Annotated in this window: 30 protein-coding genes; 28 read left to right on the top strand and 2 right to left on the bottom strand. The window is 59.1% G+C overall.

Translation table 11 applies throughout. The features are described 5' to 3' along the window. Window positions 1–61 precede the first annotated feature (61 nt). The 22 genes from B0B52_RS16830 (at window position 62) to nagZ (ending at window position 20,032) form a co-directional block, all read left to right on the top strand. Window positions 62–604, top strand: coding sequence for a DUF177 domain-containing protein (locus B0B52_RS16830; RefSeq protein ID WP_077594822.1), 543 nt, complete (start codon window positions 62–64; stop codon window positions 602–604). 204 nt (window positions 605–808) lie between these two features. After that, complete coding sequence (gene rpmF, locus B0B52_RS16825; RefSeq protein ID WP_077594821.1) at window positions 809–991, top strand: 50S ribosomal protein L32; 183 nt, start codon at window positions 809–811, stop codon at window positions 989–991. A gap of 85 nt (window positions 992–1,076) precedes the next feature. After that, entirely contained in the window at window positions 1,077–2,174 is a 1,098-nt protein-coding gene (gene plsX, locus B0B52_RS16820; protein ID WP_077594820.1) for a phosphate acyltransferase PlsX, read from the top strand. A 7-nt stretch (window positions 2,175–2,181) separates the two neighbouring features. Next, complete coding sequence (locus tag B0B52_RS16815) at window positions 2,182–3,159, top strand: beta-ketoacyl-ACP synthase III (RefSeq protein ID WP_077594819.1); 978 nt, start codon at window positions 2,182–2,184, stop codon at window positions 3,157–3,159. Between the two features lie 50 nt (window positions 3,160–3,209). Beyond that, window positions 3,210–4,160, top strand: coding sequence for an ACP S-malonyltransferase (gene fabD / locus B0B52_RS16810; protein ID WP_077594818.1), 951 nt, complete (start codon window positions 3,210–3,212; stop codon window positions 4,158–4,160). Next, window positions 4,157–4,903 (top strand): 3-oxoacyl-ACP reductase FabG, encoded by a 747-nt coding sequence (gene fabG / locus B0B52_RS16805; RefSeq protein ID WP_077594817.1) that lies wholly within the window; start codon window positions 4,157–4,159, stop codon window positions 4,901–4,903. Before fabD ends, fabG begins: the two co-directional genes overlap by 4 nt. Window positions 4,904–5,076: 173 nt before the next feature. Further along, window positions 5,077–5,316 carry an acyl carrier protein gene (acpP, locus tag B0B52_RS16800; protein ID WP_007873885.1) on the top strand — a complete coding sequence of 80 codons (240 nt, stop codon included), beginning with the start codon at window positions 5,077–5,079 and terminating at the stop codon, window positions 5,314–5,316. 72 nt (window positions 5,317–5,388) lie between these two features. Then, window positions 5,389–6,633 carry a beta-ketoacyl-ACP synthase II gene (gene fabF, locus B0B52_RS16795; protein ID WP_077594816.1) on the top strand — a complete coding sequence of 415 codons (1,245 nt, stop codon included), beginning with the start codon at window positions 5,389–5,391 and terminating at the stop codon, window positions 6,631–6,633. A gap of 60 nt (window positions 6,634–6,693) precedes the next feature. Next, the gene (locus B0B52_RS16790) at window positions 6,694–7,215 is read left to right on the top strand and encodes a hypothetical protein (protein WP_139351988.1); all 522 of its coding nucleotides are present in this window, start codon (window positions 6,694–6,696) and stop codon (window positions 7,213–7,215) included. Further along, window positions 7,212–7,850: an RNA polymerase sigma factor RpoE gene (gene rpoE, locus B0B52_RS16785; RefSeq protein WP_077594815.1), complete on the top strand. Its 639-nt coding sequence runs from the start codon at window positions 7,212–7,214 to the stop codon at window positions 7,848–7,850. Before B0B52_RS16790 ends, rpoE begins: the two co-directional genes overlap by 4 nt. 109 nt (window positions 7,851–7,959) lie before the next feature. After that, window positions 7,960–8,574 carry a sigma-E factor negative regulatory protein gene (locus B0B52_RS16780; protein ID WP_077594826.1) on the top strand — a complete coding sequence of 205 codons (615 nt, stop codon included), beginning with the start codon at window positions 7,960–7,962 and terminating at the stop codon, window positions 8,572–8,574. A 7-nt stretch (window positions 8,575–8,581) separates the two neighbouring features. Beyond that, a complete protein-coding gene (locus tag B0B52_RS16775; protein WP_168173572.1) occupies window positions 8,582–9,622 on the top strand; it encodes a MucB/RseB C-terminal domain-containing protein in 1,041 nt (346 codons plus the stop codon). Window positions 9,623–9,685: 63 nt separating this feature from the next. Beyond that, complete coding sequence (locus B0B52_RS16770; protein WP_077594824.1) at window positions 9,686–11,143, top strand: DegQ family serine endoprotease; 1,458 nt, start codon at window positions 9,686–9,688, stop codon at window positions 11,141–11,143. 553 nt (window positions 11,144–11,696) lie between these two features. Next, the gene (gene lepA / locus B0B52_RS16765) at window positions 11,697–13,508 is read left to right on the top strand and encodes a translation elongation factor 4 (RefSeq protein ID WP_077594814.1); all 1,812 of its coding nucleotides are present in this window, start codon (window positions 11,697–11,699) and stop codon (window positions 13,506–13,508) included. After that, window positions 13,508–14,485, top strand: coding sequence for a signal peptidase I (gene lepB / locus B0B52_RS16760; RefSeq protein ID WP_077594813.1), 978 nt, complete (start codon window positions 13,508–13,510; stop codon window positions 14,483–14,485). The genes lepA and lepB overlap by 1 nt, the downstream gene beginning before the upstream one ends. Window positions 14,486–14,561: 76 nt before the next feature. Further along, entirely contained in the window at window positions 14,562–14,903 is a 342-nt protein-coding gene (locus B0B52_RS16755; protein ID WP_077594812.1) for a DUF4845 domain-containing protein, read from the top strand. Then, window positions 14,904–15,602, top strand: a complete 699-nt coding sequence (rnc, locus tag B0B52_RS16750) for a ribonuclease III (RefSeq protein ID WP_254425740.1) — start codon at window positions 14,904–14,906, stop codon at window positions 15,600–15,602. It abuts the gene before it with no gap. A 163-nt stretch (window positions 15,603–15,765) separates the two neighbouring features. Then, entirely contained in the window at window positions 15,766–16,695 is a 930-nt protein-coding gene (era, locus tag B0B52_RS16745; protein WP_139351989.1) for a GTPase Era, read from the top strand. A gap of 135 nt (window positions 16,696–16,830) precedes the next feature. Further along, window positions 16,831–17,580: a DNA repair protein RecO gene (gene recO / locus B0B52_RS16740; RefSeq protein WP_077594810.1), complete on the top strand. Its 750-nt coding sequence runs from the start codon at window positions 16,831–16,833 to the stop codon at window positions 17,578–17,580. 14 nt (window positions 17,581–17,594) lie between these two features. Continuing rightward, on the top strand, window positions 17,595–18,389 hold the full coding sequence (locus tag B0B52_RS16735) for a pyridoxine 5'-phosphate synthase (protein ID WP_077594809.1): 795 nt from the start codon (window positions 17,595–17,597) through the stop codon (window positions 18,387–18,389). Window positions 18,390–18,528: 139 nt separating this feature from the next. Continuing rightward, on the top strand, window positions 18,529–18,930 hold the full coding sequence (gene acpS / locus B0B52_RS16730; protein WP_077594808.1) for a holo-ACP synthase: 402 nt from the start codon (window positions 18,529–18,531) through the stop codon (window positions 18,928–18,930). A gap of 43 nt (window positions 18,931–18,973) precedes the next feature. After that, window positions 18,974–20,032, top strand: a complete 1,059-nt coding sequence (gene nagZ / locus B0B52_RS16725; RefSeq protein ID WP_077594807.1) for a beta-N-acetylhexosaminidase — start codon at window positions 18,974–18,976, stop codon at window positions 20,030–20,032. A gap of 71 nt (window positions 20,033–20,103) precedes the next feature. On the opposite strand, the gene B0B52_RS16720 is transcribed toward nagZ, so the two are convergent. Continuing rightward, a complete protein-coding gene (locus B0B52_RS16720) occupies window positions 20,104–20,613 on the bottom strand; it encodes a YgjP-like metallopeptidase domain-containing protein (RefSeq protein ID WP_077594806.1) in 510 nt (169 codons plus the stop codon). Between the two features lie 69 nt (window positions 20,614–20,682). Between B0B52_RS16720 and B0B52_RS16715 the strand changes: the two genes are divergently transcribed. The 5 genes from B0B52_RS16715 (at window position 20,683) to B0B52_RS16695 (ending at window position 24,558) form a co-directional block, all read left to right on the top strand. After that, on the top strand, window positions 20,683–21,903 hold the full coding sequence (locus B0B52_RS16715) for a patatin-like phospholipase family protein (RefSeq protein ID WP_077594805.1): 1,221 nt from the start codon (window positions 20,683–20,685) through the stop codon (window positions 21,901–21,903). A 379-nt stretch (window positions 21,904–22,282) separates the two neighbouring features. Then, window positions 22,283–22,744, top strand: a complete 462-nt coding sequence (locus B0B52_RS16710; protein WP_077594804.1) for a DUF4259 domain-containing protein — start codon at window positions 22,283–22,285, stop codon at window positions 22,742–22,744. Continuing rightward, complete coding sequence (locus tag B0B52_RS16705) at window positions 22,722–23,345, top strand: hypothetical protein (RefSeq protein ID WP_077594803.1); 624 nt, start codon at window positions 22,722–22,724, stop codon at window positions 23,343–23,345. Before B0B52_RS16710 ends, B0B52_RS16705 begins: the two co-directional genes overlap by 23 nt. A gap of 84 nt (window positions 23,346–23,429) precedes the next feature. Continuing rightward, a complete protein-coding gene (locus B0B52_RS16700; RefSeq protein WP_077594802.1) occupies window positions 23,430–23,894 on the top strand; it encodes a hypothetical protein in 465 nt (154 codons plus the stop codon). 145 nt (window positions 23,895–24,039) lie between these two features. Next, complete coding sequence (locus tag B0B52_RS16695) at window positions 24,040–24,558, top strand: DUF3658 domain-containing protein (protein ID WP_077594801.1); 519 nt, start codon at window positions 24,040–24,042, stop codon at window positions 24,556–24,558. Window positions 24,559–24,999: 441 nt separating this feature from the next. On the opposite strand, the gene B0B52_RS22295 is transcribed toward B0B52_RS16695, so the two are convergent. Beyond that, window positions 25,000–25,329, bottom strand: coding sequence for a hypothetical protein (locus tag B0B52_RS22295; RefSeq protein WP_139351987.1), 330 nt, complete (start codon window positions 25,327–25,329; stop codon window positions 25,000–25,002). A gap of 206 nt (window positions 25,330–25,535) precedes the next feature. Here B0B52_RS22295 and B0B52_RS16680 point away from each other — a divergent pair, with 206 nt between their 5' ends. Continuing rightward, complete coding sequence (locus B0B52_RS16680) at window positions 25,536–26,057, top strand: M23 family metallopeptidase (RefSeq protein WP_077594798.1); 522 nt, start codon at window positions 25,536–25,538, stop codon at window positions 26,055–26,057. Window positions 26,058–26,568: the final 511 nt, after the last annotated feature.

Genomic DNA, 26,568 nt, shown 5'->3' with positions numbered 1-26,568 from the left:
GTCGGCGCGAGCGTCGGTGGGAAGGGCGGGGTTCATCCTTTGATTCTCTTACACTGCCTGCATGTCCAGAAACCACCACGTTCAGCGCCTCAACATGCAGGCTTTTGCCCAGGAAGGCCAGCCCCTGGTCGAACGCACGCCGCTATCAAATATGGAGCGCCTTGCGCAGGAAACACAAGGGCTGGAACCCGATTCGTCTGTCAGTTGGCAGGCAAGGGCCGAATTGCGCCCCCGCACGGGCGCCGAAGACGATGTCTGGCTGCATCTGGAGGCCCGGGCCACGCTGCCGCTGACCTGCCAGCGCTGCATGGGCGCGGTGCCGGTGCCGATCGAGATTGACCAGTGGTACCGTTTTGTGGCCGACGAAGATATTGCCATGGCCGAAGACGACCAGTCGGAAGAAGACCTGCTGGTGATGGCGCCGCAGTTCGACCTGCTGGCCGTACTGGAAGACGAATTGCTGATGGCCTTACCCCTGGTGCCCATGCACGAGACCTGCCCGGTCGCCCCTGTTTTCAGTGCCGGGGAGGGCGAACTGGCGCAGCAGGAAGACGCCAAGCCTCACCCGTTTGCGGCGCTTGAGCAGCTGAAAAAGAAAAAATAGGCTGTTTTCCGGCTCCCGGCAAGGCTGGGACCGCAGTTTTTGGTTTGGCGGGGGAAAAGTCCCTGAAGATGCCTTATTCCACGGGGGACGGACGGGCAGTGGAAAGCCTGGCCGTATCGCGCTATAATGGAGGGCTTGGCGCTGCAGTCCTTCTCACGAGCTTGTGGCGTATTTACCAACCCTATACCCCCTCAGGAGCGGATCATGGCCGTCCAACAGAACAAAAAATCACCTTCCAAGCGCGGCATGCACCGTGCACACAACGCTTTGACCGTTCCGGGCATCGCTGTCGAGCCCACCACTGGCGAGACGCACCTGCGTCACCACATCAGCCCCACCGGTTTCTACCGTGGCCGCAAGGTGCTGAAAACAAAATCCGAAGCGTAATTTCGCGCTTTAACGACTGGCCCGCACTCATCCTGCGGGCCTTTGTTTTGTTGAATTCCCATTTTCTGACTGCGCCGGTCCTGCCATGATCAGGATAGCTGTCGACGCCATGGGCGGGGATTTCGGCCCGTCGGTTACCGTCCCGGCCAGTCTGGCCTTTCTGGACAATCACCCCGAAGCTTCGGTTCTGCTGGTCGGTCAACCCGCCGTGCTGGCCGTTCAGCCACAATTTTTCCGCCTTCAGGCCCATCCGCGTTGCCAGATCGTCGCCGCCTCCGAGGTGGTAACCATGGACGATCCGATCGAAGTTGCCCTTCGTCGCAAAAAAGACTCGTCCATGCGGGTGGCCATTGCCCAGGTCAAGGACGGCGCCGCCCAGGCCGCTGTATCCGCCGGCAACACCGGCGCACTGATGGCGATCGCCCGTTATTTACTCAAGACCCTGGAAGGGATTGATCGGCCGGCGATTGCCGCATTGATGCCCAATGCCAAGGGTGACGCAACCACTGTCCTGGACCTTGGAGCCAATGTGGACTGCACGCCCGAGCACCTGCTGCAGTTTGCCGTCATGGGCTCGGCGCTGGTTTCAGTGCTCAAGCGCAACGAAACTCCCTCTGTGGGCCTGCTCAATATCGGTGAAGAAGTCATTAAAGGTAACGACACCATCAAAAAAGCAGGCGAACTGCTTCGATCTGCCGGTAATTCCGGCGATTTGAACTTCTTCGGAAATGTTGAAGGCAACGATATTTTCAAGGGTACGACCGACATTGTGGTGTGTGATGGCTTTGTAGGCAACGTGGCACTGAAAACCAGCGAAGGCCTGGCAACAATGATTGTTGGATTTCTCAAGGCGGAGTTCGCTCGCAATATCATCACGAAAACTGCTGCCATCATGGCCTATCCGGTGTTAAATGCGCTTAAAAATCGCATGGACTACCGGCGCTACAACGGAGCGGCGTTGTTGGGCTTGCGCGGCCTGGTATTCAAGAGTCACGGTTCGGCCGACGCCTTTGCCTTCGAACAGGCCTTGAATCGGGCTTATGATGCAGCTCGCAACAATCTGCTCGACCGGGTGAGAGAACGTATTGCCCACGCAGCACCTCTGCTGGCCACCACGGCAACTGCAGAGGCGCCGGCGGTACCGGCACCGGTCGAACTTGTTGCTCCCACTGCAGCACATTAAGTTATTCATGAGCCCCTATTCCCGCATCACAGGCACTGGCAGTTACTTACCTCCGCGCCGCTTGAGCAACGCCGAACTCACCGCCGAGCTGGCTACCCAGGGCGTTGAAACGTCGGATGAATGGATTGTTGAACGCACCGGCATCCGCGCCCGCCACTTTGCTGCGCCCGAGGTCTGCAGCAGCGATCTCGGCGTCGAAGCTGCCAAAAAGGCCATGCAGGCTGCAGGTGTGCAGCCTGCCGATATCGACCTGATCATCGTGGCGACATCGACCCCGGACATGGTGTTTCCCTCGGTCGCCTGCATTCTTCAGAACAAGCTTGGCATCGCCGGTTGCCCGGCCTTTGATGTCCAGGCGGTGTGCAGCGGCTTCGTTTATGCCTTGACGGTTGCCGACGCGATGATCAAGACCGGCTCGGCGCGCAAGGCGCTGGTGATCGGTACCGAGGTGTTTTCGCGCATTCTGGATTTTTCGGACCGCACCACCTGCGTGCTCTTCGGCGACGGCGCAGGCGCTGTGGTGCTGGAGGCGTCGGAGACGCCGGGCATTCTTGCGACGGATTTGCACGCCGATGGCAAACACGTCGGTATTTTGTGTGTGCCCGGCACGGTGTCCGGCGGCAAGGTGTTGGGCGACCCCCTGCTCAAGATGGACGGCCAGGCCGTTTTCAAGCTCGCCGTGGGTGTGCTTGAAGACGCGGCTCGCGCAACCCTGGCCAAAGCCGGATTGCAGGACACCGACATTGACTGGCTGATTCCCCACCAGGCGAACATCCGCATCATGCAGAGCACCGCGAAAAAATTGAAGATGCCGATGGAAAAACTCATCGTCACGGTGGACCAGCATGGCAATACGTCGGCAGCGTCCATTCCCCTGGCTCTGGATGTGGCGGTTCGCAGCGGCAAGATCAAAAAAGGGGAGACGTTGATGCTCGAAGGCGTCGGCGGCGGCTTCACCTGGGGCGCGGTACTCCTGAATCTATAGCTGCTTGCGCCCGCTGAATAAGGGCTGGAAGCTATTTTCATCAATATTTTATGAAACCTTTTGCTTTTGTTTTTCCCGGACAGGGATCGCAAGCTGTCGGCATGCTGGACGCCTGGGGTGATCATCCGGCCGTGCTGGAAGCATTGCGCGAAGCCTCGGATGCGCTTGGCGAAGATCTGGCTCAACTGATCAGCCAGGGGCCGAAAGAGGCCTTGGGTCTGACCACCAACACCCAGCCGGTGATGCTGGTCGCCGGTGTTGCCGCTTATCGCGCCTGGATGGCCGAAACCGGCGCCGCGCCGGCTGTGGTTGCCGGGCACTCCCTGGGTGAGTATTCCGCTTTGGTGGCATCCGGAGTTTTGAGTCTTACCCAGGCTGCACCGCTGGTGCGTTTTCGTGCCCAGGCCATGCAGGAAGCTGTTCCCGTGGGCGTGGGTGCCATGGCGGCAATTCTGGGCATGGAGGCCGCCAAAGTCATTGAAGGCTGCGCCGAAGCTGTGCGCACCTTTGGCCTGGGAACTGCCGAAGTGGTCGAAGCCGTGAATTTCAACGACCCCATGCAGACAGTGATCGCCGGCAGCAAGGCTGCTGTCGAAAAAGCCTGCGAGGTGCTCAAGGCCAACGGCGCCAAGCGGGCCTTGCCGTTACCGGTTTCGGCACCGTTTCACTCCAGCCTGATGAAGCCCGCTGCTGACAAGCTGCGGGAAAAACTTGCAGCGACTGCTTTTGCAGCGCCGCAGATTCCCGTGATCAACAACATTGAAGTTGCGGTCGAAACCGACCCTGACCGCATTCGCGCCGCCTTGTACGAGCAGGCCTTCGGCCCGGTGCGTTGGGTGGAGTGCGTGCAGGTCATCAAGGCGCGTGGCTTGAGCACCGTGGTCGAATGCGGCCCGGGCAAGGTGCTGGCCGGCATGGTCAAGCGCATCGATGCCGAACTGACGGGGGTGGCGATGTTCGACCCTGCCAGTCTGGCGCAAACCAGGGAGTTGCTCACATGAGTGATATCAAGTTCGAAGGACAGATCGCGCTGGTCACTGGCGCTTCGCGCGGCATCGGTGCCGCTATCGCGCAAGAATTGGCGCAGCGTGGCCTGAAAGTGATTGGCACCGCCACCACAGACGATGGCGCAGCAAAGATCAGCCAGGCACTTGCGGCCTTTCCTGGATGCACCGGAAAAAACCTCAACGTGAATGATGCCGCAGCGGCCGAAGCACTGATCGATAGCATCGTCAAGGAACATGGCGGCCTGCAGGTGCTGGTCAACAATGCCGGCATCACGCGCGACATGCTGGCCATGCGGCTGAAAGACGAAGACTGGGATGCGGTGCTGGACACCAACTTGAAGGCGGTGTTCCGCATGAGCCGCGCCGTGATGCGAACCATGATGAAGCAGCGTTATGGCCGCATCATCAGCATTACCTCGGTGGTGGGCGCCTCCGGCAATGCGGGGCAGGCCAACTATGCAGCGGCGAAGGCCGGCGTGGCCGGCATGACACGCGCGCTGGCACGTGAACTCGGCAGCCGCAGTATCACCGTCAATTGTGTAGCGCCCGGCTTTATCGAAACCGACATGACGGCCGGTTTGCCTGAAGAGCAGCAAAAAGCCCTGCTGAGCCAGATTCCGCTGGGCCATCTGGGCAAGCCGCAGGACATTGCGCACGCGGTAGCTTTTGTTGCCAGTCCGCAGGCCGGCTATATCACTGGGCAGGAGCTTCACGTCAACGGCGGGATGTATATGTAATCATCCAGCGGCTGCAGGGCTGCTTCACGTCACCAGTATCATGAATAATGGCGGCGCGGGCAACTCGCAGGCGCAGGACACAAGCCGGGTTTTATCCGTCCGGCTGGCGGGTTAGGGAATCAACCCTAACAACGCTAAAATCACGGATTAATTCACAACCCTCAGAGGGAACTATGAGCGATATCGAAGCACGTGTTAAGAAAATCATTGCCGAGCAACTTGGCGTGGAAGAAGGCCAAGTCACCAACGAAAAAGCCTTTGTGGCCGATTTGGGCGCTGACTCGCTTGACACCGTAGAACTGGTCATGGCTCTGGAAGACGAATTTGGCATTGAGATCCCCGACGAAGACGCGGAAAAGATCACCACCGTTCAGAACGCGATTGACTACGCGAACACCCATCAAAAAGCTTAAAGACCGCGGTCTTTTTTCAGCCCGCCCGGAAGGCTGCCTTCGGCCTTACGGGACTTTCTTCAGGATTTGTGCATGAGCCGTCGTCGCGTCGTTGTGACAGGTCTGGGGTGTGTCAGCCCGGTGGGAAACACCGTGGCCGACTCCTGGGCCAATTTGCTGTCGGGTCAGTCCGGCATTGACCTGATCACCCAATTTGATGCAAGCAGTTATGCATGCAAATTTGCCGGTGAAGTCAAGGGTTTCAATATCGCGGATTACATCCCCGAAAAAGAAGCTCGCCATATGGACCGGTTCATTCACCTGGGGCTGGCTGCTGCCTGCCAGGCGGTAGCCGACAGCGGCTTGCCGACCGGCGAAGCGCTGGGCGACGAGCTGGCGACGCGTATCGGCTGCAACATCGGCTCGGGTATTGGCGGTTTGCCCATGATCGAGCAGACCCACGCTGAGCTGACCAACCGCGGCCCGCGCCGTATTTCACCGTTTTTCGTGCCGGCCTCGATCATCAACATGATCTCTGGCCATGTGTCGATCAAGTACGGTTTCAAGGGCCCCAACATCGCTGTCGTGACCGCCTGCACCACCGGCCTGCATGCCATCGGCCTTTCGGCGCGCATGATCGAATACGGCGACTGCGATGTGGTGGTTGCCGGCGGTTCCGAGGCGACGGTCTCGCCGCTGGGTGTAGGGGGGTTCACGGCTGCACGGGCCATGTCTACCCGCAACGACGATCCGAAGACGGCTTCGCGTCCCTGGGACAAAGACCGCGACGGTTTTGTGCTCGGAGAAGGTGCCGGCGTGCTGGTGCTCGAGGAGTACGAACATGCGAAGGCGCGGGGCGCGAAAATTTATGCGGAGTTGACCGGTTTCGGCATGAGCGGGGATGCGTACCACATCACCTCGCCTGACGTTGACGGCCCACGCCGCTCGATGAATATGGCGCTTGCAAGCGCTGGTATCAATGCTGATGCCGTGCAGTATGTCAATGCCCATGGTACTTCCACACCATTGGGTGATCTGAACGAAACCAATGCCATCAAGCTGGCATTTGGCGACCATGCCAAAAAGCTGGTCGTCAGCTCCACCAAATCCATGACCGGTCATCTGCTCGGCGGCGCCGGCGGTATCGAGTCCGTGTTCACTGTGCTGGCGCTGCATCATCAGAAGATCCCGCCCACCATCAATATCTTCAACCAGGACCCTGAGTGTGATCTGGACTACTGTGCCAACACGGCACGGGATTTAAAGATAGACGTGGCCGTGAAGAACAACTTTGGTTTTGGCGGGACCAACGGTACCCTGGTGTTCAAGCGGGCCTGATGCCACTCCCGATTTCACGCCCTGCAGCGAGTTTTAGCTCCCTTACTTTTCCCCGTGCCCATGCATAGCGCCCCATCGGTTGTCTACCCGCTGGGGCGTTCGTTCGTTCAGGGCCTGACTTTGCTCGGCTTCTGGCTTGCCGGAGCCTTGGTGCTGGGGTTCTGGTGGGCGATAACACCGGGGGCCGGCTGGCGGCTGTGGTTCACGCTGACGGTGTTGCTGGGTTCAGGTATGGCTGCGGCCTGGCGCTGGAAAAACTCGCCGGCCGGACAGTTGTGCTGGGATGGTCAGGTCTGGCGCTGGCAAAGCCAGGCTTATCTGGCAGGCATGCCGGGCCGGCAACTAACGGTTGCGCTGGATCTGCAGCGCACCATGTTGTTGCGCCTGGAGAATCAGGACCATACCCCCTTGTGGCTTTGGGCGGCCCGCTCGGCGATGCCTGAGCGTTGGCTCGATTTGCGGCGTGCAGCCCATTCGGCTCAACGCGTCCTGATTGCCCCGTCGTCGCCTGGCGACCGCGCGGCTGCTGTTGATGCAGCTGATGATCTGACGGAATTGCCTTTGCCGCGCCCTGGCTCATGAGTACGGACGAATCTTCCCTGCAAGGCCCCGCCCAGGCCAGTGACAGCGATGCCATGTTGGTCGAACGGACGGTTGCTGGAGATCAGAAGGCATTTGAGTTGCTGGTCGTCAAGTACCAGCGCCGTATCCAGCGCCTGATCGGACGCATGGTGCGTGATGTGGATCTGGTGGAAGACATCGCCCAGGAAACCTTTATCCGCGCTTATCGGGCGCTGGCCCAATTTCGGGGTGAGGCGCAGTTCTATACCTGGCTCTACCGGATTGCCGTCAATACCGCCAAGAAGGCCTTGATGGAACTCAAACGCGACCCGACGGTTTCCGAGAATTCATTTAAATCCGGTGACGATGATGAAACTTCCCCCCTGGAAAACGAACTAACAAGTTCAGAAACCCCCGAAGCAGTGCTGGCCGGCAAGGAAATCGCCCAGATGGTGAATGCCGCGATGGAGGCTTTGCCTGAAGAACTGCGGCAGGCCATCACCTTGCGGGAAATTGAAGGTTTGAGTTACGAAGAGATTTCCGAAGCGATGAACTGCCCGATTGGCACCGTGCGGTCGCGGATTTTTCGTGCCCGGGAAGCGATCTCCGCCAGGATCAAGCCCTTGCTGGAGAACCAGTCAGGCAAACGCTGGTAGCAGCCGCCCACTGCGAGCAGCTGAGTGAAGTGAAGTTAAATGGCAACGATTGACTGAATGCCCGAGCAAATGACTGAAACCCGGCAGGCCCACGCTGCCCATGGACAACATGACACCGACAACGCAACATCTTGAACTGATATCCGCCCTGGCTGACGGCCAGTTGGCAAGCGACGACTTTGCGCAAGCGCTGGCGGTGTGCGAGGCCGATGCCCAGGCGATGGAGAGCTGGAAAACCTGGCATCTCATTGGTGACGTGTTACGGTCCCCTGGGTTGACCCCGCACGCTGCGGATACCGCTTTTGTCGAACGCCTGCGTGTGCGTTTGAGCCAGGAACCCGCTTTCGCCGCAACGACGGAAGTGCTGCTGCCTGCAGGGCGGTTGCCGTTGCCGGCCAGCCAGGCTGGAAACGAAGCCGCCAATGATGATTTCTTCCCCTGGAAACTGATCGCCGGGTTTGCCTCTGTGGTCGCCGTGGCGGCGGTGGCCTGGAATGTCGGAGCCAGTCTTCTCTCCCCGCCGGCCGCACCGCAATTGGCTGTCGTCAATCCTGCTGCGCAACAGGTGCTGGTGGTGTCTGAGCAGGGAACCATGGTGCGTGACGCACGGATGCAGGAGCTGTTGGCGGCCCACAAGCAGGCCGGGGGGGCGTCGGCCTTGCAGGTGCCTTCGGGTTTCCTGCGCAATGCCACATTTGAAGCGCCGCAGGGCGAGCGTCGCTGAGCCGCTTATGGCCTTCAACGACAAGCCGGTTCCTGCCATGAATTTCAAGCCTTTTCGCGTCTTTGCCCTTGTTGCACTTGCATTGTTCGCTACTAATTATGTAGCGTCCCAGACGCCGGTGGTGGCGGGAGCTTCAGCGCCTTCGGAGTCCAGGAACATCAACGAGTGGCTGATGCGTATGCATGAGGCCTCCCGGAACCGTTCCTATGTGGGTACTTTTGTCGTGTCGTCCGGCGGCGCCATGTCCAGCGCGCGGATCTGGCACGTCTGTGACGGGACGCAGCAGATGGAGAAGGTCGAAACATTGACCGGTGCCCCGCGCACGGTGTTTCGACACAACGATCAGGTTGTGACCTTCATGCCGGATCAAAAAGTGGTGCGTGCCGAGAAGCAGGAGTCGCTGGGCCTTTTTCCCCAACTGCTTAAGTCCACAGACAGCCATATTGCTGATTTTTACACCGCTCGCCAGGAAGGCAGCGAGCGCGTGGCGGGGGTAGAGGCCGATATCGTTGCCCTGATTCCCCGCGACACGATGCGTTTTGGCTACCGGGTCTGGGCGGAGCAGAAAAAAGGCATGGTGGTCAAGTTGCAGACGCTGGACGGTGATGGCAAGGTCCTGGAGCAGGCCGCTTTTTCCGAGCTCCAGCTCGATGCTCCGGTCAAGCTCGACAAGCTGGCAAGCATGATGGCCAAAGTGGACGGCTACAAGGTTGAAAAACCGGGGCTCGTTAAAACCACGGCCAGTGCGGAAGGCTGGACACTCAAGACCCCGGTACCCGGTTTCAAGTCCATGAGTTGCTACAAGCGCCCGTTGGCGGGCCAGTCCCGCAGCGATCCCATGCAATGGGTATTTTCCGACGGCCTGGCATCGGTGTCGATTTTTGTCGAGTCGTTTGACAGCCAGCGTCACCAGAAAGAGTCGAAGATGTCGCTGGGTGCCACGCAATCGCTGACCCGCCGCATTGACGCGTACTGGCTGACCGTGATGGGCGAGGTGCCCATGGCCACCTTGGGCCTGTTTGCCGATGGACTTGAACGCAAAAAATAGAGCCCCATGTCAGCGGGGCTGCGATTTTCATTTTTCCCGGATCACTTTTATTGAAGGCTGATGATGCTTACATTGAACTGGAAACAAGGGCGTTCTTGCTTGGTCGCTGCCGCGTTGGTGCTGGGGGCCAGCATGACTTTGATGCCGGCCCAGGTGGTTATGGCGCAAGCACGGGGCCTGCCTGATTTTACGGACCTGGTGGAGGCGGTAGGCCCGTCCGTGGTCAACATCCGCACGCTGGAAAAGGTCAAGGCCGGCGCGGCGAGCAGCGCCGACGAGCAGATGCTCGAATTTTTCCGGCGCTTCGGCATTCCGGTGCCTCCGAATATGCCGCGCGCACCCAAGCCGGATCGTGGACAGCCGGACGAAGATCAGCCGCGTGGGGTGGGTTCGGGTTTTATTCTGACGGCGGACGGTCTGGTCATGACCAATGCGCACGTTGTTGAAGGTGCCGATGAAGTGCTGGTTACCCTGACCGACAAGCGTGAGTTCAAGGCCAGGATTATTGGCGCGGATAAACGCACCGATGTGGCGGTGGTCAAAATCGAGGCAACGGGTTTGCCTGCCGTGAAAATCGGCGACATCACGCGCCTGAAGGTGGGTGAATGGGTAATGGCGATTGGCTCGCCTTTTGGCCTGGAAAACACGGTAACCGCGGGAATCGTCAGTGCCAAGCAACGCGACACCGGGGATTACCTGCCGTTCATCCAGACCGATGTGGCCATCAACCCCGGCAATTCGGGGGGGCCACTTCTCAATATGCGTGGCGAAGTGGTGGGCATCAACAGCCAGATCTACTCGCGCTCCGGCGGTTTTCAGGGTATCTCCTTCGCCATTCCCATTGACGAGGCCACACGCGTAGCGGACCAGCTTCGCGCCAGCGGGCGCGTGACACGCGGCCGCATCGGCGTGCAGATTGACCAGGTCAGCAAGGATGTCGCGGAATCCATTGGACTGGGCAAGCCGCAGGGCGCGCTGGTCCGTGGTGTCGAAGCCGGATCACCGGCGGAAAAAGCCGGCATCGAAGCGGGTGACGTCATCACCAAATTTGAAGGCAAGGCCATCGACAAGGCAACTGACTTGCCGCGGATGGTGGGTAATGTGAAGCCCGGGACGAAAACGACGGTGACGGTGTTCAGGCGTGGTGCAACCCGCGACTTTAATGTGACGATTGCCGAGGTCGAAGCTGAAAAACCGGTGCGCAAAGCCCAGGCGCCTGAAACCAAGCCGCCGGTAGCCGGACCCGCGCAAGCGATTGGGTTGGTTGTGAGCGAATTGCCTGACGCGCTCAAGAAGGAGCTCAAGCTCAAGGGAGGTGTCAAGGTCGATGCGAGCGAGGGTTCTGCCGCGCGCGCCGGATTGCGTGAAGGTGACGTGATTCTTGCGATTGCCAACACAGAAGTTGCCGGCGTGAAGGAATTTGAAGCCGTGCTGGCACGTATCGACAAGACCAAAGTGGTCAATGTATTGTTTCGGCGCGCCGACGTTGCGCAGTTTGCCCTGATTCGCCCTCCTCGTTGATTCCGCACCGGGGGGGTGTTTGGGTGCGGCCCGCGAACGCGGAACACGCAAACCCTCATAACCTGACAGCTTTGAGGGGTTTGGTTAAAAGCCTTTTCTTCCGGTGCTTACAAAATATTTTTGCCACCAGGTAACGGTAAAAATGTTTGTAAACACTAACATTTGTGCAAATCTAAGGATTGATTTAGGTAGAATGGAGGCATCATTCCGGATCTTTCGGATATATCGACTCCATAAAAATTGCGCCAAACACAGTAATTGGCACGATTCACTACTGATCCACAGATCGCCCACAAGTTGTCCATAGGCTTCCAGTTAAAATTGTGAATAAGTTGTGGATAAAATTCATGTTGCTGCCTTGCAACGAGAAAAATTTGGCAATTTCGAGGCTATGTCTTCCGGGCTTTTTGCCTACAATGAAGCTTCCAACCTTCGCAGTTGCCATAGATTGTTGGTTCAGGGCGCGTCACAAGTGACGCGCCCTTTTTTATGGCTTTCGCGAATTGCATGCGGTTTCTTCGCAATACTTTCAAGCACTTAGGCGTTCCCTTTGATGAATCACATCAGAAATTTTTCGATCATTGCGCACATTGATCACGGCAAATCCACGCTGGCCGATCGCATCATTCAGCGCTGCGGCGGTTTGCAGGATCGCGAGATGAGCGCGCAGGTTCTCGATTCGATGGATCTCGAAAAAGAGCGTGGGATAACCATCAAGGCGCAGACCGCCGCGCTCAAATACAAGGCCCTCGACGGCCAGATTTACAACCTCAATCTGATCGATACGCCGGGTCACGTCGACTTCTCGTATGAAGTGAGCCGTTCGCTGTCGGCCTGCGAAGGTGCGCTGCTGGTAGTGGATGCGAGCCAGGGTGTGGAAGCGCAGACCGTGGCCAACTGCTACACCGCGCTCGACCTCGGCGTGACGGTGGTGCCGGTACTCAACAAGATGGATTTGCCACAGGCCGATCCCGAGAACGCCAAACAGGAAATCGAGGACGTGATCGGCATCGATGCAACCGACGCGATTCCATGTAGCGCCAAGACTGGCATGGGCATCGACGAAATTCTGGAAGCCGTGATTGCCCGCATCCCGCCGCCGCAGGGTAACCCCGACGCTGCGTTGCGCGCCATGATTGTTGACAGCTGGTACGACGCCTATGTGGGTGTGGTCATGCTGGTGCGCGTGGTCGACGGTCGGCTGGCCAAGGGTGACCGCATCAAGCTGATGGCCAGCGAAGCCACCTACAACGCCGAGCAGCTCGGGGTGTTCACGCCACACACTGAGCAGAGGCCTTCGCTGGAAGCTGGCGAGGTTGGGTTCATCATCGCCGGCATCAAGGAGTTGCAGGCGGCGCGCGTTGGCGACACCGTGACCCTGATCAAAACCGGCACCGGCGGGGCGGCCGCCACCGCCACCGAAGCCTTACCGGGTTTCAAGGAAATCCAGCCGCAGGTGTTTGCCGGGCTCTACCCGACCGAGGCCAGCGAGTACGACTCGTTGCGCGACGCGCTGGAAAAACTCAAGCTGAACGACGCCTCACTGCATTACGAGCCAGAGGTCAGCCAGGCACTGGGCTTTGGCTTTCGCTGTGGCTTTCTGGGCCTGCTGCATATGGAGATCGTCCAGCAGCGGCTCGAGCGCGAGTTCGACCAGGACCTGATCACCACCGCGCCTAGCGTGGTCTACGAAGTGCTCCAGGCCGACGGCACGGTCATCAAGGTGGAAAACCCGTCGAAGATCCCCGATGCCGGCAGGGTCAACGAGATCCGCGAGCCTATCGTCACCGTCCATCTTTATATGCCGCAGGACTACGTGGGCGCCGTCATGACGCTGGCCAACCTCAAGCGCGGCGTACAGCTCAACATGGCCTACCACGGCAAGCAGGTCATGCTGACCTACGAGATGCCGCTGGGCGAGATCGTGCTGGACTTCTTTGACAAGCTCAAGTCCGTCTCCCGCGGCTACGCCTCCATGGATTACGAGTTCAAGGAGTTCCGGGCGTCGGACGTGGTCAAGGTCGATATCCTGCTCAACGGCGAGAAGGTCGATGCGCTGTCCATCATCGTTCACCGCAGTCAGTCCGCCTACCGCGGCCGGGCAGTGGTAGCCAAGATGCGCGAGATCATTTCCCGCCAGCAGTTCGACGTCGCGATCCAGGCCGCTATCGGGGCCAATATCATCGCGCGTGAGACAATCAAGGCCCTGCGCAAGAACGTGATTGCCAAGTGTTACGGTGGCGACATTTCACGCAAGAAAAAGCTTCTTGAAAAACAAAAAGCGGGCAAAAAACGCATGAAACAAATCGGTTCGGTCGAAGTTCCCCAGGAAGCCTTCCTAGCTATTTTGCAGGTAGAAGAATAATGGCTGGCTTCATGAGCACGCTTACCGCGCTGGTGCTGGCATTGTTTGTCGGTTACGGCGGCGCCTGGTATCTGGGCATGGTGGAAGGCAATTTCTCGCTGCTGCTGTTTCTGGCGGCGGTGGTCACGGGACTTTACTGGCTGGCCGAGAAGTTCTATTTCTGGCCCCAGCGCCGCAAAGTGGCCGAAATGATGGAGCAGGAGGCGGGCAGGCGCCGGGCGGAACTGGCAGCCCAGGGCATCAGCCAGGTTGACGGCAATGTAGAAGAGGCCCGCGCCCGGGTGATCATGCAGCCCTGGTGGCTGGACTGGACGGCCGGACTGTTCCCGGTCATTCTCGTGGTCTTCCTGCTGCGGTCTTTCCTGTTCGAGCCCTTCAAGATCCCATCCGGCTCCATGATTCCAACCATGCTGATCGGTGACCTCATTCTGGTCAACAAATTCCACTATGGCGTGCGCTTGCCGGTCATCAATCTCAAGGTCATTGACAACAACACCCCGCAGCGCGGCGATGTGATGGTGTTTCGCTATCCCCCCAAACCCAGCCTGGACTACATCAAGCGGGTCGTGGGAGTGCCTGGCGATGAAGTGGCCTACCTCAACAAGCAGCTGACCATCAATGGCAAGCCGCTGCCGAAGACTCCATTGGCCGATTTTTTTAAGGAAGATGTCCTCCAGTACTCCAAACAGTTTCAGGAAACCAATGGCGACAAGACCTACCGCCTGCTTAATTACGCGGACCGGCCAGCCTTTATTGCCGGTGCGGACGACTTCCCCTATCGGCAAAATTGCCGTTACAGTAGCGAGGGTGTGGTTTGCAAGGTGCCCGAAGGTCACTATTTCATGATGGGCGACAACCGCGATGATTCACTGGACTCGCGTTATTGGGGTTTTGTGCCAGAAGCTAACATCGTTGGCAAAGCCTTTTTTGTCTGGATGAATTTTGGTAACCTTAAACGCATTGGCAAGGTTGACTGAGGGGCGAGCTGGGATGACCGCATAGCAGCGAGCAGACCGGATCATTGGGCGCAACTAACAAAAGCTGGGGAAACACATGAAAAATCGGCAACGCGGTATTTCTTTCATCGGCATCCTGTTTGTGGGCGGGGTGCTGGCTTTCACGGGCGTGATTGCGGCCCAGGTGTTTCCCACACTGGTTGAATTCCAGGCGATTAGCAAGGCTGCCCAAAAGGCCGCGGGGGGCAACACTGTTCCCGAAGTGCGGACGATCTTCGAGAATGCCGCCGCCATCGACGACATCAAATCGATTGCGCCCAAGGACCTCGTCATCAGCAAAGACGGTGACAAGGTCATTGTCAGTTTTGCCTATAACAAGGAAATCCACATCGGCGGGCCGGCCTACCTGCTACTCAAGTACACGGGCAAATCCAAGTAAGTGCGTGCAAGTCCCCCACTGAGCCCTGACCTGCAGGCGCTGCAAACGCGCCTGGAGCATGAGTTTTCCAACCCCCGCCTGCTACAGCAGGCCCTGACCCACCGCAGTTTTTCGGCCGATCACAACGAGCGCGTCGAATTTCTGGGTGACTCCGTGCTTAACCTTGCGGTAGCGGGCTTGCTCTATGAGCGGCTCAGCGAGTTGCCTGAGGGCGATTTGTCGCGGGTGCGCGCCAACCTGGTCAAGCAGGACACCCTCCACAAGCTGGCGGTCCAGCTTGGACTGCCGCAACTGATTCGCCTGGGTGAAGGCGAGGCCAAGTCGGGCGGGCAAAAACGACCATCCATCCTGGCCGATGCGCTGGAGGCGGTCATAGGCGCCGTTTATCTCGACGGTGGCTTTTCCAAGGCGGACCAATTGGTCCGCCGGCTGTTCCAGGACGTGGAAATCAACCCGCACATGCAGGCCATCGGCAAGGATCCGAAGACCGAGTTGCAGGAATGGCTGCAGGGTCGCAAAATGAATCTGCCGATTTACCGGGTGGTGGGAACGCTGGGCGCGGCCCACAAGCAGACCTTTGATGTGGAATGCGAAATCAGCGAATACGGCCGCGCCGAGCGCGGTATCGGCGGCTCCCGGCGTGCCGGCGAGCAGGCCGCAGCGGCAGCCATGCTGGCTTACGTGAAAACGCTCGACTGACAAGAAACCGGCGGCTGCCAGGGTAGCCGTCAACAGGCTCCGACACATGACTTCAGAGAAAAAGACCCCCAAAAGACCGGTGCGTCCGGCTGCGTCCGCTGACGCCAAGGCCGGCAAAGCTGCAGGCGCGGAATTGGCGCAGCCCAACGCCGAGCTGGAAGCCATGCTGGCCAAGGCCATGACTGCGCGTGCCAACAACGCGCCGCCAGTCGAGGGTCAGCGCTGCGGGCTGATCGCCATTGTCGGCAAGCCCAACGTCGGCAAATCGACCCTGCTCAATGCGCTGGTGGGGCAGAAAATCAGCATCACCTCGCGCAAGGCGCAGACCACCCGGCACCGCATCACCGGCATGCGCACCGTTGGCCCTACCCAGTATGTGTTTGTCGATACGCCCGGTTTTCAGACCCGGCATGGCAACGCGCTGAACCGCTCGCTCAACAAGACGGTGGTCGGCGCCGTCAACGACGTGGATCTGATTGTGTTCGTGGTCGAGGCCGGCCAGTTCAACCAGGCTGACGCCAAGGTGCTCTCGCTGCTTCCGGCCGGCACGCCTGCCATTTTGCTGGCCAACAAGTTCGACCTGATCCATCGTCGCGCCGACATTGCCCCATGGCTCAAGGAAATGCAGGAGCGCCACAACTTCGCCGAGTTTGTGCCCATGTCGGCCAACAACGCCAAGGATGTCGAGCGTCTGTTCGGCATCTGCGAAAAATACCTGCCCGAGCAGCCCTGGATGTACGGCGCAGAAGAGCTGACCGACCGCAGCGAGCGTTTCATGGCGGCCGAGATCGTGCGCGAAAAGCTGTTTCGCCTGACCGGTGACGAGCTGCCCTACACCTCGACCGTGATCATCGACAAGTTCGAACAGGAGGGCGAGCTGCGCAGGATCGCCGCCACCATCGTCGTCGAGCGTGACGGCCACAAGGGCATGATCATTGGCGAGAAGGGCGAAAAGCTCAAGCGCATCGGCACTGAGGCGCGGCACGAACTGGAAGCGCTGACCGGCGGCAAGGTGTTCCTGGAGATCTGGGTCAAGGTGCGCTCCGGCTGGGCCGACGACGAGGCACGCGTCAAAACATTCGGGTATGAGTGATGCCCCCACGGTCGTTCGCTTCGCGTAACTCCCTGCCCCCCGGGGGGGCCGCTGCGCCTGCGGGCTGGCAAAGCCAGACCCACGGCCCTTGCTTGATTTTTGGTCTCGTGTTTGGTGCTGGCCTGAGTTGAGCACGTGGCAACAAAGCGTATTTCTGATGAGCCGGCCTACGTCCTGCACCGCTACGACTGGAGCGAGTCCAGCCTGATTCTGGAAGTGTTCACCCGCAGTTACGGCCGCATCGCGCTGGTGGCGCGCGGTGCCAAGAAGCCGAGTTCCAATTTCCGGCCCATCCTGTTGCCCCTGCAGCCCCTTCATATCGCTTTCGGCGGTGACGCCGAGATCCGCATGTTGCGCAGCGCCGAGTGGCAGGGCGGCCACGTCATGCCGACCGGGGACGCCTTGCTCTCGGGGTATTACCTCAACGAGCTGCTGATGCGCCTGCTGGCGCGCGATGACCCGCACCCCGTGTTGTTTGACGCTTACGCCGCTACCGTTCAGCTGCTGGCGAGCCAGAGCGCCGACACGCTGCAGGTCGCGCTGCGGGCTTTCGAGCTGCGCCTGCTGCGTGACATTGGCCTGCTGCCCACGCTGGACGCCCAGACGGCCACCCTGGCGCCGTTGGAGCCGCAGGCCCGCTACGTGCTGGTGGCCGAAGCCGGCCTGCGCGAGGCGCATGACGACGACCGCGCCAGCCTGCAGGGCCGCCAGTGGCTGGACCTGCAGGCCACGCTCAAGGAGGATGCACCGTTTACCGACACGGTGCAGGCCTGCATCAACCACCTGCCTGAACTCAAAACCCAGCTGCGCTCGCTGCTGCACTACCATTGCGATGTGAAGGTTCTCAAAACCCGGCAGATGATGATCGATCTGCAGGCTCTGTAAAGGATCCGCCTCCCATGCCCCCCGTACACGCTCCCGCTCCACGCCACCGGACTGCCCTGTCGGTCAACGTCAACAAGGTGGCCCTGCTGCGCAACACCCGCCACCTCGGCATTCCCGATGTGTTGCGCGCCGCGCAGCTGTGCCTGGAGGCTGGCGCCCAGGGCATCACCGTGCACCCGCGGCCCGACGAACGGCATATCCGCAGCGACGACGTGTACGAGTTGGCTGCGCTGATGAAAGACTGGCCCGACCGCGAATTCAATGTCGAGGGCAACCCCCTGCAGAACCTGATGGAGTTTGTGCGCAACCTGTCGGCGCGCGGTCTGCCGCTGCACCAGTGCACTTTTGTGCCGGACAGCGAAGACCAGTTCACCAGCGACCATGGCTGGAGCTTCCCCCAGGACGCGGCGCGCCTGAAGCCGCTGATTGAAGAAGCTCACAGACGCGGTGTGCGTGTCAGCCTGTTCATGGACCCGCTGCCCGAAGCCATGGCCGCGGCCCAGGCCGTGGGCGCCGACCGTGTGGAGTTTTACACCGAGACCTATGCCCGCGCCTGGGGTACCGCCGAAAAAGACAAGGCTTTGCAGCCATTTGTCCTTGCCGGGCGGGCGGCGGCAGCTATCAAATTAGGAGTGAATGCCGGCCACGACCTGAACCGCGACAACCTGTCCGAGTTCCTGCATGCGGTGCCCGGCGTGCTGGAAGTGTCGATTGGCCACGCGCTGATTGCCGACGCGCTGGAGTTGGGCTACAGCGCCACCGTGAAAGACTACTTGCGCTGCATAGACGATGCGGTCCCCGTCGCCTGATGGGCACTTTGTTGCAGCACCGGAAGAGCCTTGATACCAGCCAGGGCCGCGGGTCCGGCTTTGCCGGCCCGCAGGCGCAGCGGCCCCCGCGGGGGGCAGGGAGCGACACGCAGTGCGCGACCGTGGGGGCCATCTCCACATGATCTACGGCATAGGCACAGACATCTGCGACGTGCGCCGGGTTCGCGCCAGTTTTGAACGGCATGGCGAGCGCTTTGCGCTGAAGATTCTCAGCGACGCCGAATTCGCCACCTGGAAAGCCCGCAGCGCGCGCTGGCCCGAGCGCGGCCTGCGCTACCTGGCCACCCGCTTTTCCGCCAAAGAGGCTTTCAGCAAGGCGATCGGTCTGGGCATGCGTTTGCCCATGACCTGGCGTACCTGCGAAATTGCCAAGGCTGCCAGCGGCAAACCCGAAATCGTGCTGCACGGTGCGCTCAAGGAATGGTTCGAGGCCAAGGGTCTTACCGCCCACGTCACCGTGACCGACGAAACAGACTACGCGGCCAGCTTTGTGGTGGTCGAGCACAACTCCTTCCGCTGAAACCGGCGACAGCCGAACCCTTTTATACAGAGATAGAACATCCATGAGCCAACACGCCCCCCTGATCATCGACATTGCCGGCCAGACCCTGAGCAAGACCGACAAGCGCCGCCTGCAGCACCCGCTGACCGGCGGCATCATCCTGTTTGCCCGCAATTGGGAAAACCGCGCGCAGCTCACCGCGCTGTGCGCCGGGATCAAGAAGATTCGCAAAGACCTGCTGATCTGCGTCGACCATGAAGGCGGACGCGTGCAGCGCTTCAAAATCGACGGGTTCACCCACCTGCCTCCCATGCGCGCACTGGGCGAGCTGTGGCTGAAAGATGCGATGGCTGCCACCAATGCGGCCACCGCCTGCGGTTATGTGCTGGGCGCCGAGCTGCGTGCCTGCGGTGTCGATTTCAGCTTCACACCGGTGCTTGACTTGGATTTCGGTGAAAGCAGTGTCATCGGCGACCGCGCTTTTGCACGCGACCCGCGCGTCGTTGGCCTGCTGGCCAAAAGCCTGATGCACGGCCTGCTGCAAAGCGGCATGGCCAACTGCGGCAAGCATTTCCCCGGCCACGGCTTTGTCAAAGCCGATTCGCACATTGACATTCCGGTCGACAAACGCAGCCTCAAGGCCATCCTGGCAGACGACGCCGCACCTTACGAATGGCTCAACACCACGCTGACCAGCGTCATGCCCGCGCATGTGATTTACCCCAAGGTTGATGCGCGCCCTGCAGGCTTTTCCGAGAAGTGGCTCACCTACATCCTGCGCGGCCAGCTCGGTTTTGGCGGGGCCATTTTCAGTGACGACCTGAGCATGGCCGGTGCCCGCCTGATCGATGGCAAGGAAGTCAGCTACACCGAAGCGGCCGTCACCGCACTCAATGCAGGCTGCGACATGGTGCTGCTGTGCAACCAGTCTGTGGATGGCGGTAAAGCGGTGGACGAGTTGCTTGACGGCATGACCCAAGCCCAGCTCAGGCAGCAGTGGGAAGCGCTGGAGGCCAGCGAAGAACGCCGGCGCGATTTGTTGCCCACCACTGCCGCGATTGCCTGGGACGACCTGATGCTGCACCCGGCTTACATGCACGCCCTCGGTTTGGTGCCTTGACCGTTGAGTGTTTTCAGGTGCTGGCCCTTATGCCACGGACGCCATCAGCTATTGAATAGATAGCAAAATGATCACCGGCTCACAGGCCACGGCGCTTCGCCGCCGGCGGCCATGTGCGTCAGGTACAGCCGCAAATCCAGTTCGAACTGGTGGTAGTCGGGCTCCATGTAAGTGCACAGCTGGTAAAACGCCTTGTCGTGGGCTTTTTCCTTCAGGTGCGCCAGCTCGTGCACCGTGATCATGCGCAAGAATTCGATAGGCACTTCCTTGAACAGGCTGGCCACGCGAATTTCGCGTTTTGACTTGAGCTTGCTGCCCTGCACACGCGACACCGTGGTGTGCGTGCCCAGCGCGTGGGCAATCACTTGCAGCTTGCTGTCAAAGGCCACCTTGCTCAGTGCATCGGCATTGCGCAGAAAGCTGCTCTTGATGTCCATCACGTAGTCATACAGCGCCTTGTCGGTGCGTATGTCATGCGCGCAGCGGTATTTTTTAAGCAGCATGGTGCCCAGGCGGTCTTGCGCGACCAGTTCACGCACCTGGCTCTGGAGGGTGTCGGGGTAACCCGTCAGGTAGTTCATGGTGGTGGGTGGGGCGCGCGATGCAACCGTTAATTTTAGTTCCTGCCTGTTTCTTGCTAAGCTCAATGCATGAACCTGCCTGCTGCACCTGAGCCCGCGCTCCCGCCGGACGACGACACCCCGCCACGCATTAACCTGGCGCTGCAGGGCGGCGGCTCGCATGGCGCCTTCACCTGGGGCGTACTTGATGCGCTGCTCGATGATGGCCGGTTGGACCTCGAAGGCATCAGCGGCACCAGCGCCGGTGCCATGAACGCGGTGGCCGTGGCCCACGGCTTTGCCCAGTCACAAGGCAAACCCAGGGCCGCGCGGCAGGACGCGGCGCGCCAGGCGCTGGACAGCTTCTGGAACGGCATTGTCGATCTCGGGGCGCTTTCTTCTTCGCTCTCGAAATCGGTCAACAAGATGCAGCAGGCGCCCTTCGGCATTTTGTTCGGCCTGATGGGTGGCGGCAATTGGTCTAGCAAGCTCTGGACCGACGCCATGACGCGTTACTGGTCGAATGCGCTTTCACCCTATCAGAGCAATCCTTTCGACATCAATCCGCTCAAAGACTTTCTGGAAAAGCAGGTCGACTTTGAACGCCTGGCGGCTGCCGGCCCCGACACACCCAAGGTGTTCGTGGTGGCCACGCGCGTCAGCAGCGGCAAGGCCGAAGTGTTTTCCGGCAAGCGGCTCACGGCCAGCGCCGTCATGGCCTCGGCCTGCCTGCCCATGGTGTTTCAGGCCGTGGAAATTGACGGCGACCACTTCTGGGACGGCGGCTATTCCGGCAACCCGGCGATTCACCCGCTGATCTACCGCTGTGAAAGCCGCGACGTCGTGCTGGTGCAGATCAACCCCATCCAGCGCACCCAGTTGCCAAAAAAGCCCGGCGAGATCATGGACCGTATGACCGAGATCACCTTCAACGCCGCGCTGATTGCCGAAATGCGCGCGATCGATTTCGTCAAGCGCCTGCTGGCCGAAGGCAAGCTCGACGCCTCGCACTACAAAGACGTGCTGATGCACCGCATCGACGGCGGTGAGGCCCTCGAAAAATTCACTGCCGCCAGCAAGTCATCCACAGACAAGGGCCTGATCCATTCGCTGCGCGATCTGGGCGTCGTCTGCGGCAAAGAGTGGCTGGCCAAACGCTTCGACGCCCTCGGCGTCAAAAGCACAGTCAACATCGCGCGCGACTATCTGGATGATTTGCGCATGCCGGTAGAAAAGGCAGACCCCGCACAGATCGAGCCGCCAGCACCCGAACCGCCACCGGTTTTTCTGCCGGGGGCCGGGTTGCTGTAGCGTGGTGGTTGGCGGCATCTGCTACTTATTTGATAGCTGGTGGCGCCCGTGCCACGTGGGGAAAATGCCGATTTGATGCATGAACTCCCGTGTTTTTGCTCGCGGCGAGCCGGTTTGTTGCATTGTTCATGACGAAAACGCGCGTTGTCCCTTTGAATACGGGCGTCAGCAGCTATTAAATTAATAGCGGATCAGGTTGTCAATAAATCCAGCGGGCTTTTGCTGAGGCTATAGTGCAAGTACGGACTCCGCTCGCGGACCTGCTCGAGCAAGCAGAAACCCAATAAACAAGAGGGCTCTGGGAGATTTGTATGGCCAAGTTAAACCTCAGCCACGAATTCAGATCGCAGGTTCTGCGGTCTAAATTCGTTAGATCCCTATGAGTACTCGTCGCGAGAGTCTCTACCTCATTGCCGCACTGGCTGTAGTCCCAGTTCCCTCGCTTGCGGGAGCATGGTCCCACGGCAGTTTTGCCAACGATGGCGCACTTGATTGGGTTGCCGAGTTTCAGGAGAAGCCAACTGCTGAGTTCCTTCGTCGCACCCTGGCCCAAGGCAACACTGGAAAATACATCGAGAATTTCGCCGGCGAGTGCATTATTGCCGCAGCTGAAGTCGTAGCTGCCAGCCTCGGGCGCGCTTCGCCTCAGTTTCCAAAGGAACTGGCACCTCTTATGCTGAAGTCGGGAGTGCAGTTCGTGTCTCTCGCGCCGTTAGCACGCTCCGCACTCACAAAGGGCGTACTAGGTGCGAGATCCGAGCTTCGCGAAAATTGGAGTCTTCACGCTGAGGATCTCACTCAATGGAAAGGGAGTGTCAATGAATTACTCAATCGCCTTTAACCACGCGTGGCCTAACCCTTTCATCGAGCGGACGACTCCCAGCGTGCTGCGCCGTTTCCAGCCGCTGCACCATCGTTGGTCTATTTTCCTGTCACTTTCGGCACTTTGCCAACTCGTCGTTGCGGCGCCGCCCACGGAGCAGCGCACCTTCGAGAACGATCGCCTGGGTAAGGTGCAATTCGTGGTTCCTGTCGAGTGGGAAACCTACGATCGTCACCACATCAATTTCGGAACGACGGTGCTGAGCGGGAAGAATCGCAAGGCCGAAGAGTTCGAAATCTCCTTCAACGATGCGGAGCGCATGCAGTTCAAGTGGGCATCCGAGGCGGAGCTCCGCGAATTCGTCGCCTGGCAGATGCGGCAGTACCTCAGCCAGTCAGTCGAAGGGAATGCAGAAATCAAGGTGGAGCGCGGTCCAAATCTCGTCGTCTACTCCACACTCACTGACAAGCAGCCGAAACCAGGCGAGTTCAAGTTCGTCACGCTCGGGGCTGCCCGAACGGGCGACGCTGTCTTCCTCATCTACCACCTCACTAATGAGCGCCAACGCGTACAGAAAGTCGTTTCCGCTGTAGCAGAGGCTAAGCGAGTCCCGAAGTGACGCCTAACCCTTCCATCGAGGGGGCGGCCGCAAGCAAGCGAAGCTTGCTTGCGGCTGTCCCTCATGTCAAACGTTAGGCATCACATGAAGCTGCCTCTGCTCGCCATCCTTTTGCTGTCAGTCGTATCTCAAACTGTCGCCCAAGTCGCAGTCAGTGCGGAACACCGAGTCCAAGCTGTTCGCGAGGAGGCCGTCCGAATATGGTCAGTGCAAAGAGAGAAGGGAAACAATGCGGCGATCCTTGAATCCAACGAATGTCGGGCGCGCCTGCTCAAGTTCAAGACCACGTACGATCTCGAAGTCGAAGCATGTCTCGTGGTCGACTACTATGTCTCATTCAGCACGGCCTCCTTCAATGAGAGCTTGTCCGAAGAGTATCGTCGCGCAAACAACATCGACGCCGAGAAGATCAGAAGCGATGTTCGAAAGCGAATCGCATCCGCGTATGCCTTCTTCAAACTCACACCAGCAGAAACGGCAGAATCAGCCAGCATCCTTCGCGAACACGTCTTTCCTGCCGTGGCCGCTGCAGCGAGCGCAAAGAAGTGATGCCTAACCCTTCCATCGAGGCGAGAGCCAACGGCTTGGTACCAGGCCCGCGAGGCACTCAAGTAAATCATGTGCCTCGCGGGTCTGGCGCCAACCCGCCGTCTCCGCCTCATGTCAAACGTTAGGCCTCACAGGAACTTCAGCCATGGAACGAAAGGCCGCCGAAGAGATATTTGCTGCATGCGAACGCGCCCTGTCCACCCTTACGGAATTAGAGACTGCGATTGCCCAAGTCTCTGACAGCGAGGAACGACAAGGGCTCATGAAAGCCCTTTCAAGGTCAATAACAGAGGTGCTAGCTGGCGTGAGAGCCCCGGTAGTTATTCAGTACCGAGACATCGAGCCGTTAGATCCGGAAGATGCAGCACCGTATGAACCAACAGAAGAAGAAGTAAAACTTATGCGCGCAGCACCGAAGGATGTCGAACTAGCCGTCGACGTCATGATCGTCCGCGCATGCACTTCACGTTGGCAAAAAGTCGCGAAAATCGTTGGTAATCTAATCCTCGAACTTGAACAAGCAAGTAAAGATATGCCTATCGCCTACATCCAAGCGCGCATGGATGAACTCGAAGATTCGGGGACGGTCGAAATTGCGGGAGACGTGTGGGCCATGCGCTATTCCGAGATTCGCCTCGCGCAGAGCGAAGCGAGTGCGGCGTGAGGCCTAACCCTTCCATCGAGAGGACGTCACAAGGGCTGCGCCCTTGCGCCGCCTCTCGTGTCAAACGTTAAACCGCATGAAACGGCTTGCGCTCGCGACGATTGCAGTACTGTTGGTGCTCGTGACGGCGCGAACAATTTACGTCTACTCGGAAACAACGTACGTGAACACATTCGGCCCGGAGTGCATTACAGTTCGTGATAGCTTGAACTCCGTCACGCGTGATTTTCTTGACAAGTACCCGGAGTGCAGAACCGTGGCTACCGGCATCTTTCATGGAGCTGGGTATGTACACAACGAATGTGGTAACGCCCACCTCGTGAGCGGATCGCATGTGACATTCGACAAGAAGCCGGCATGCATGGCTTTCGCGGCATCGAGCGCTGAGGAGCGAACGCGAGTAGTGGGGGACCTTCTTGGACGGAAGTAGTGCGTTGCGGTTTAACATGTCAATCGAAACGGACCCACAACAGCAGGCTGCGGCTTCGCCGCAGGGTGTTGTGGCCCGATCATCTTCACGTTAGGCTGCATTCGATGCGCATCTGGAATCCTTGGGCAGGCATGACGCGGCGCAAGCTGCTTATGACGCTCGTATTTGTTGTCGTCTTTGGCGTTTGCCTCGCCTTTGCGGTCCACCGGATGCTCGAGCATTCGGAGCCCTATGAGCTCGGAAGGCAAGCCGTGGGAAACAAACTCAATGTTGCACCCACCAGTGTCAAATTGAAGCGCCTGGGCGAGATTGATTACGTGGAGGGCGATGAGCATGGCCATGCTTACTTCATCCTCTGCGCTGTCTCGGACAAGTGCTTTACGGTCATAGCGCAGAAGCGGCAATCCCTATGGAAAGTCGTTGAATTGCGAGAGGAACGATGAACATGCAGCCCAACTGGTCGTTCGACACGGACGCACCCGTGTTTCCGTGCGCTTCGCGCACTCAGTTCGCGTGCGCCGGTCAACTTCCACGTTAGGCACCATAGATGAAGCGTCGAGTACTGCTTAGTGCGTTATTGGGTCTTTTGGGCGTCATCGCCGTCGGGCTATTAATCCCGGAGAACGCAGTCATTCCAGTAGAAGGCGCCTCCGCCAGAGACTGGAATCCGAAGTCCTTTTGGTACGAGCCTTGGGGAGTTTCAGGCGTACACAAGGGAATAGACATCTTTGCGCCTCAAGGCAAGAAGGTCATCGCCGCAACGCCAGGCGTTGTCATCTACAGAGGTGAGTTGGGTCAAGGTGGCAACGTCGTTGCCGTCCTTGGCCCGAAGTGGCGCATCCATTACTACGCTCATCTATCAAGCTACGGCAATGAACCGTTATTCGTCTCTTCAGGTTCCCAGGTAGGTGCTGTTGGCACATCAGGCAATGCAGCTGGCAAGCAGCCTCATCTGCACTACACCGTCTTCTCACTTGTTCCTCTTCCCTGGCGCTACAGCACCGAGACGCAAGGCTGGCGCAAGATGTTTTATCTGGATCCAGGGGCCATGCTCAAAAATGGTGCCTAACCCTTCCATCGAGAGGGACGTTCAAGGGCTAGCGTCCTCGGCCGCCCCTCATGTCAAACGTTATGCATCAGGAGATCGTGTATGAAGTGTCCGCATTGCAGCAAGAGCATCGGGGTGTTCTCTCGAGCTGCCAATAAATGGGGAAAGAATAAGTCCTGTCCTTACTGCGAACAGCCCATTAAGTTGTATGTGAGTTGGAAGATTGCTGGACTACTCTTCATTCCAACTATCATTCTCGCTTTGCTCTTGAAGCCAGTTTTTGTAAGTTTCGGAGTGAGTGGGTCGCTCGCCACTGGTTTGGCAACGGGTGCGTTGATCCTTCTCTCTATGCGTCTCAAAGCGCTGCCGAGCACTGATGCATAACTGGTCGTCCAACTCGGACGCGGAGCTTGCCTCACTTTGGTTGACACTCTTACCTAACGGAGAGAGAGTCTATGGCAAGAAGAATCGGACCAGCGAAGATCAAGCAGTACAGCCTTGAATCCAAACTCGAGGCCGTGCAGTTAAGCGG

The organism is Polaromonas sp. A23, from assembly GCF_002001015.1.
GTDB lineage: Bacteria > Pseudomonadota > Gammaproteobacteria > Burkholderiales > Burkholderiaceae_C > Polaromonas.
Note: the sequence above shows the minus strand (reverse complement) of the source record. Positions and strands in the feature narration are given on the sequence as shown.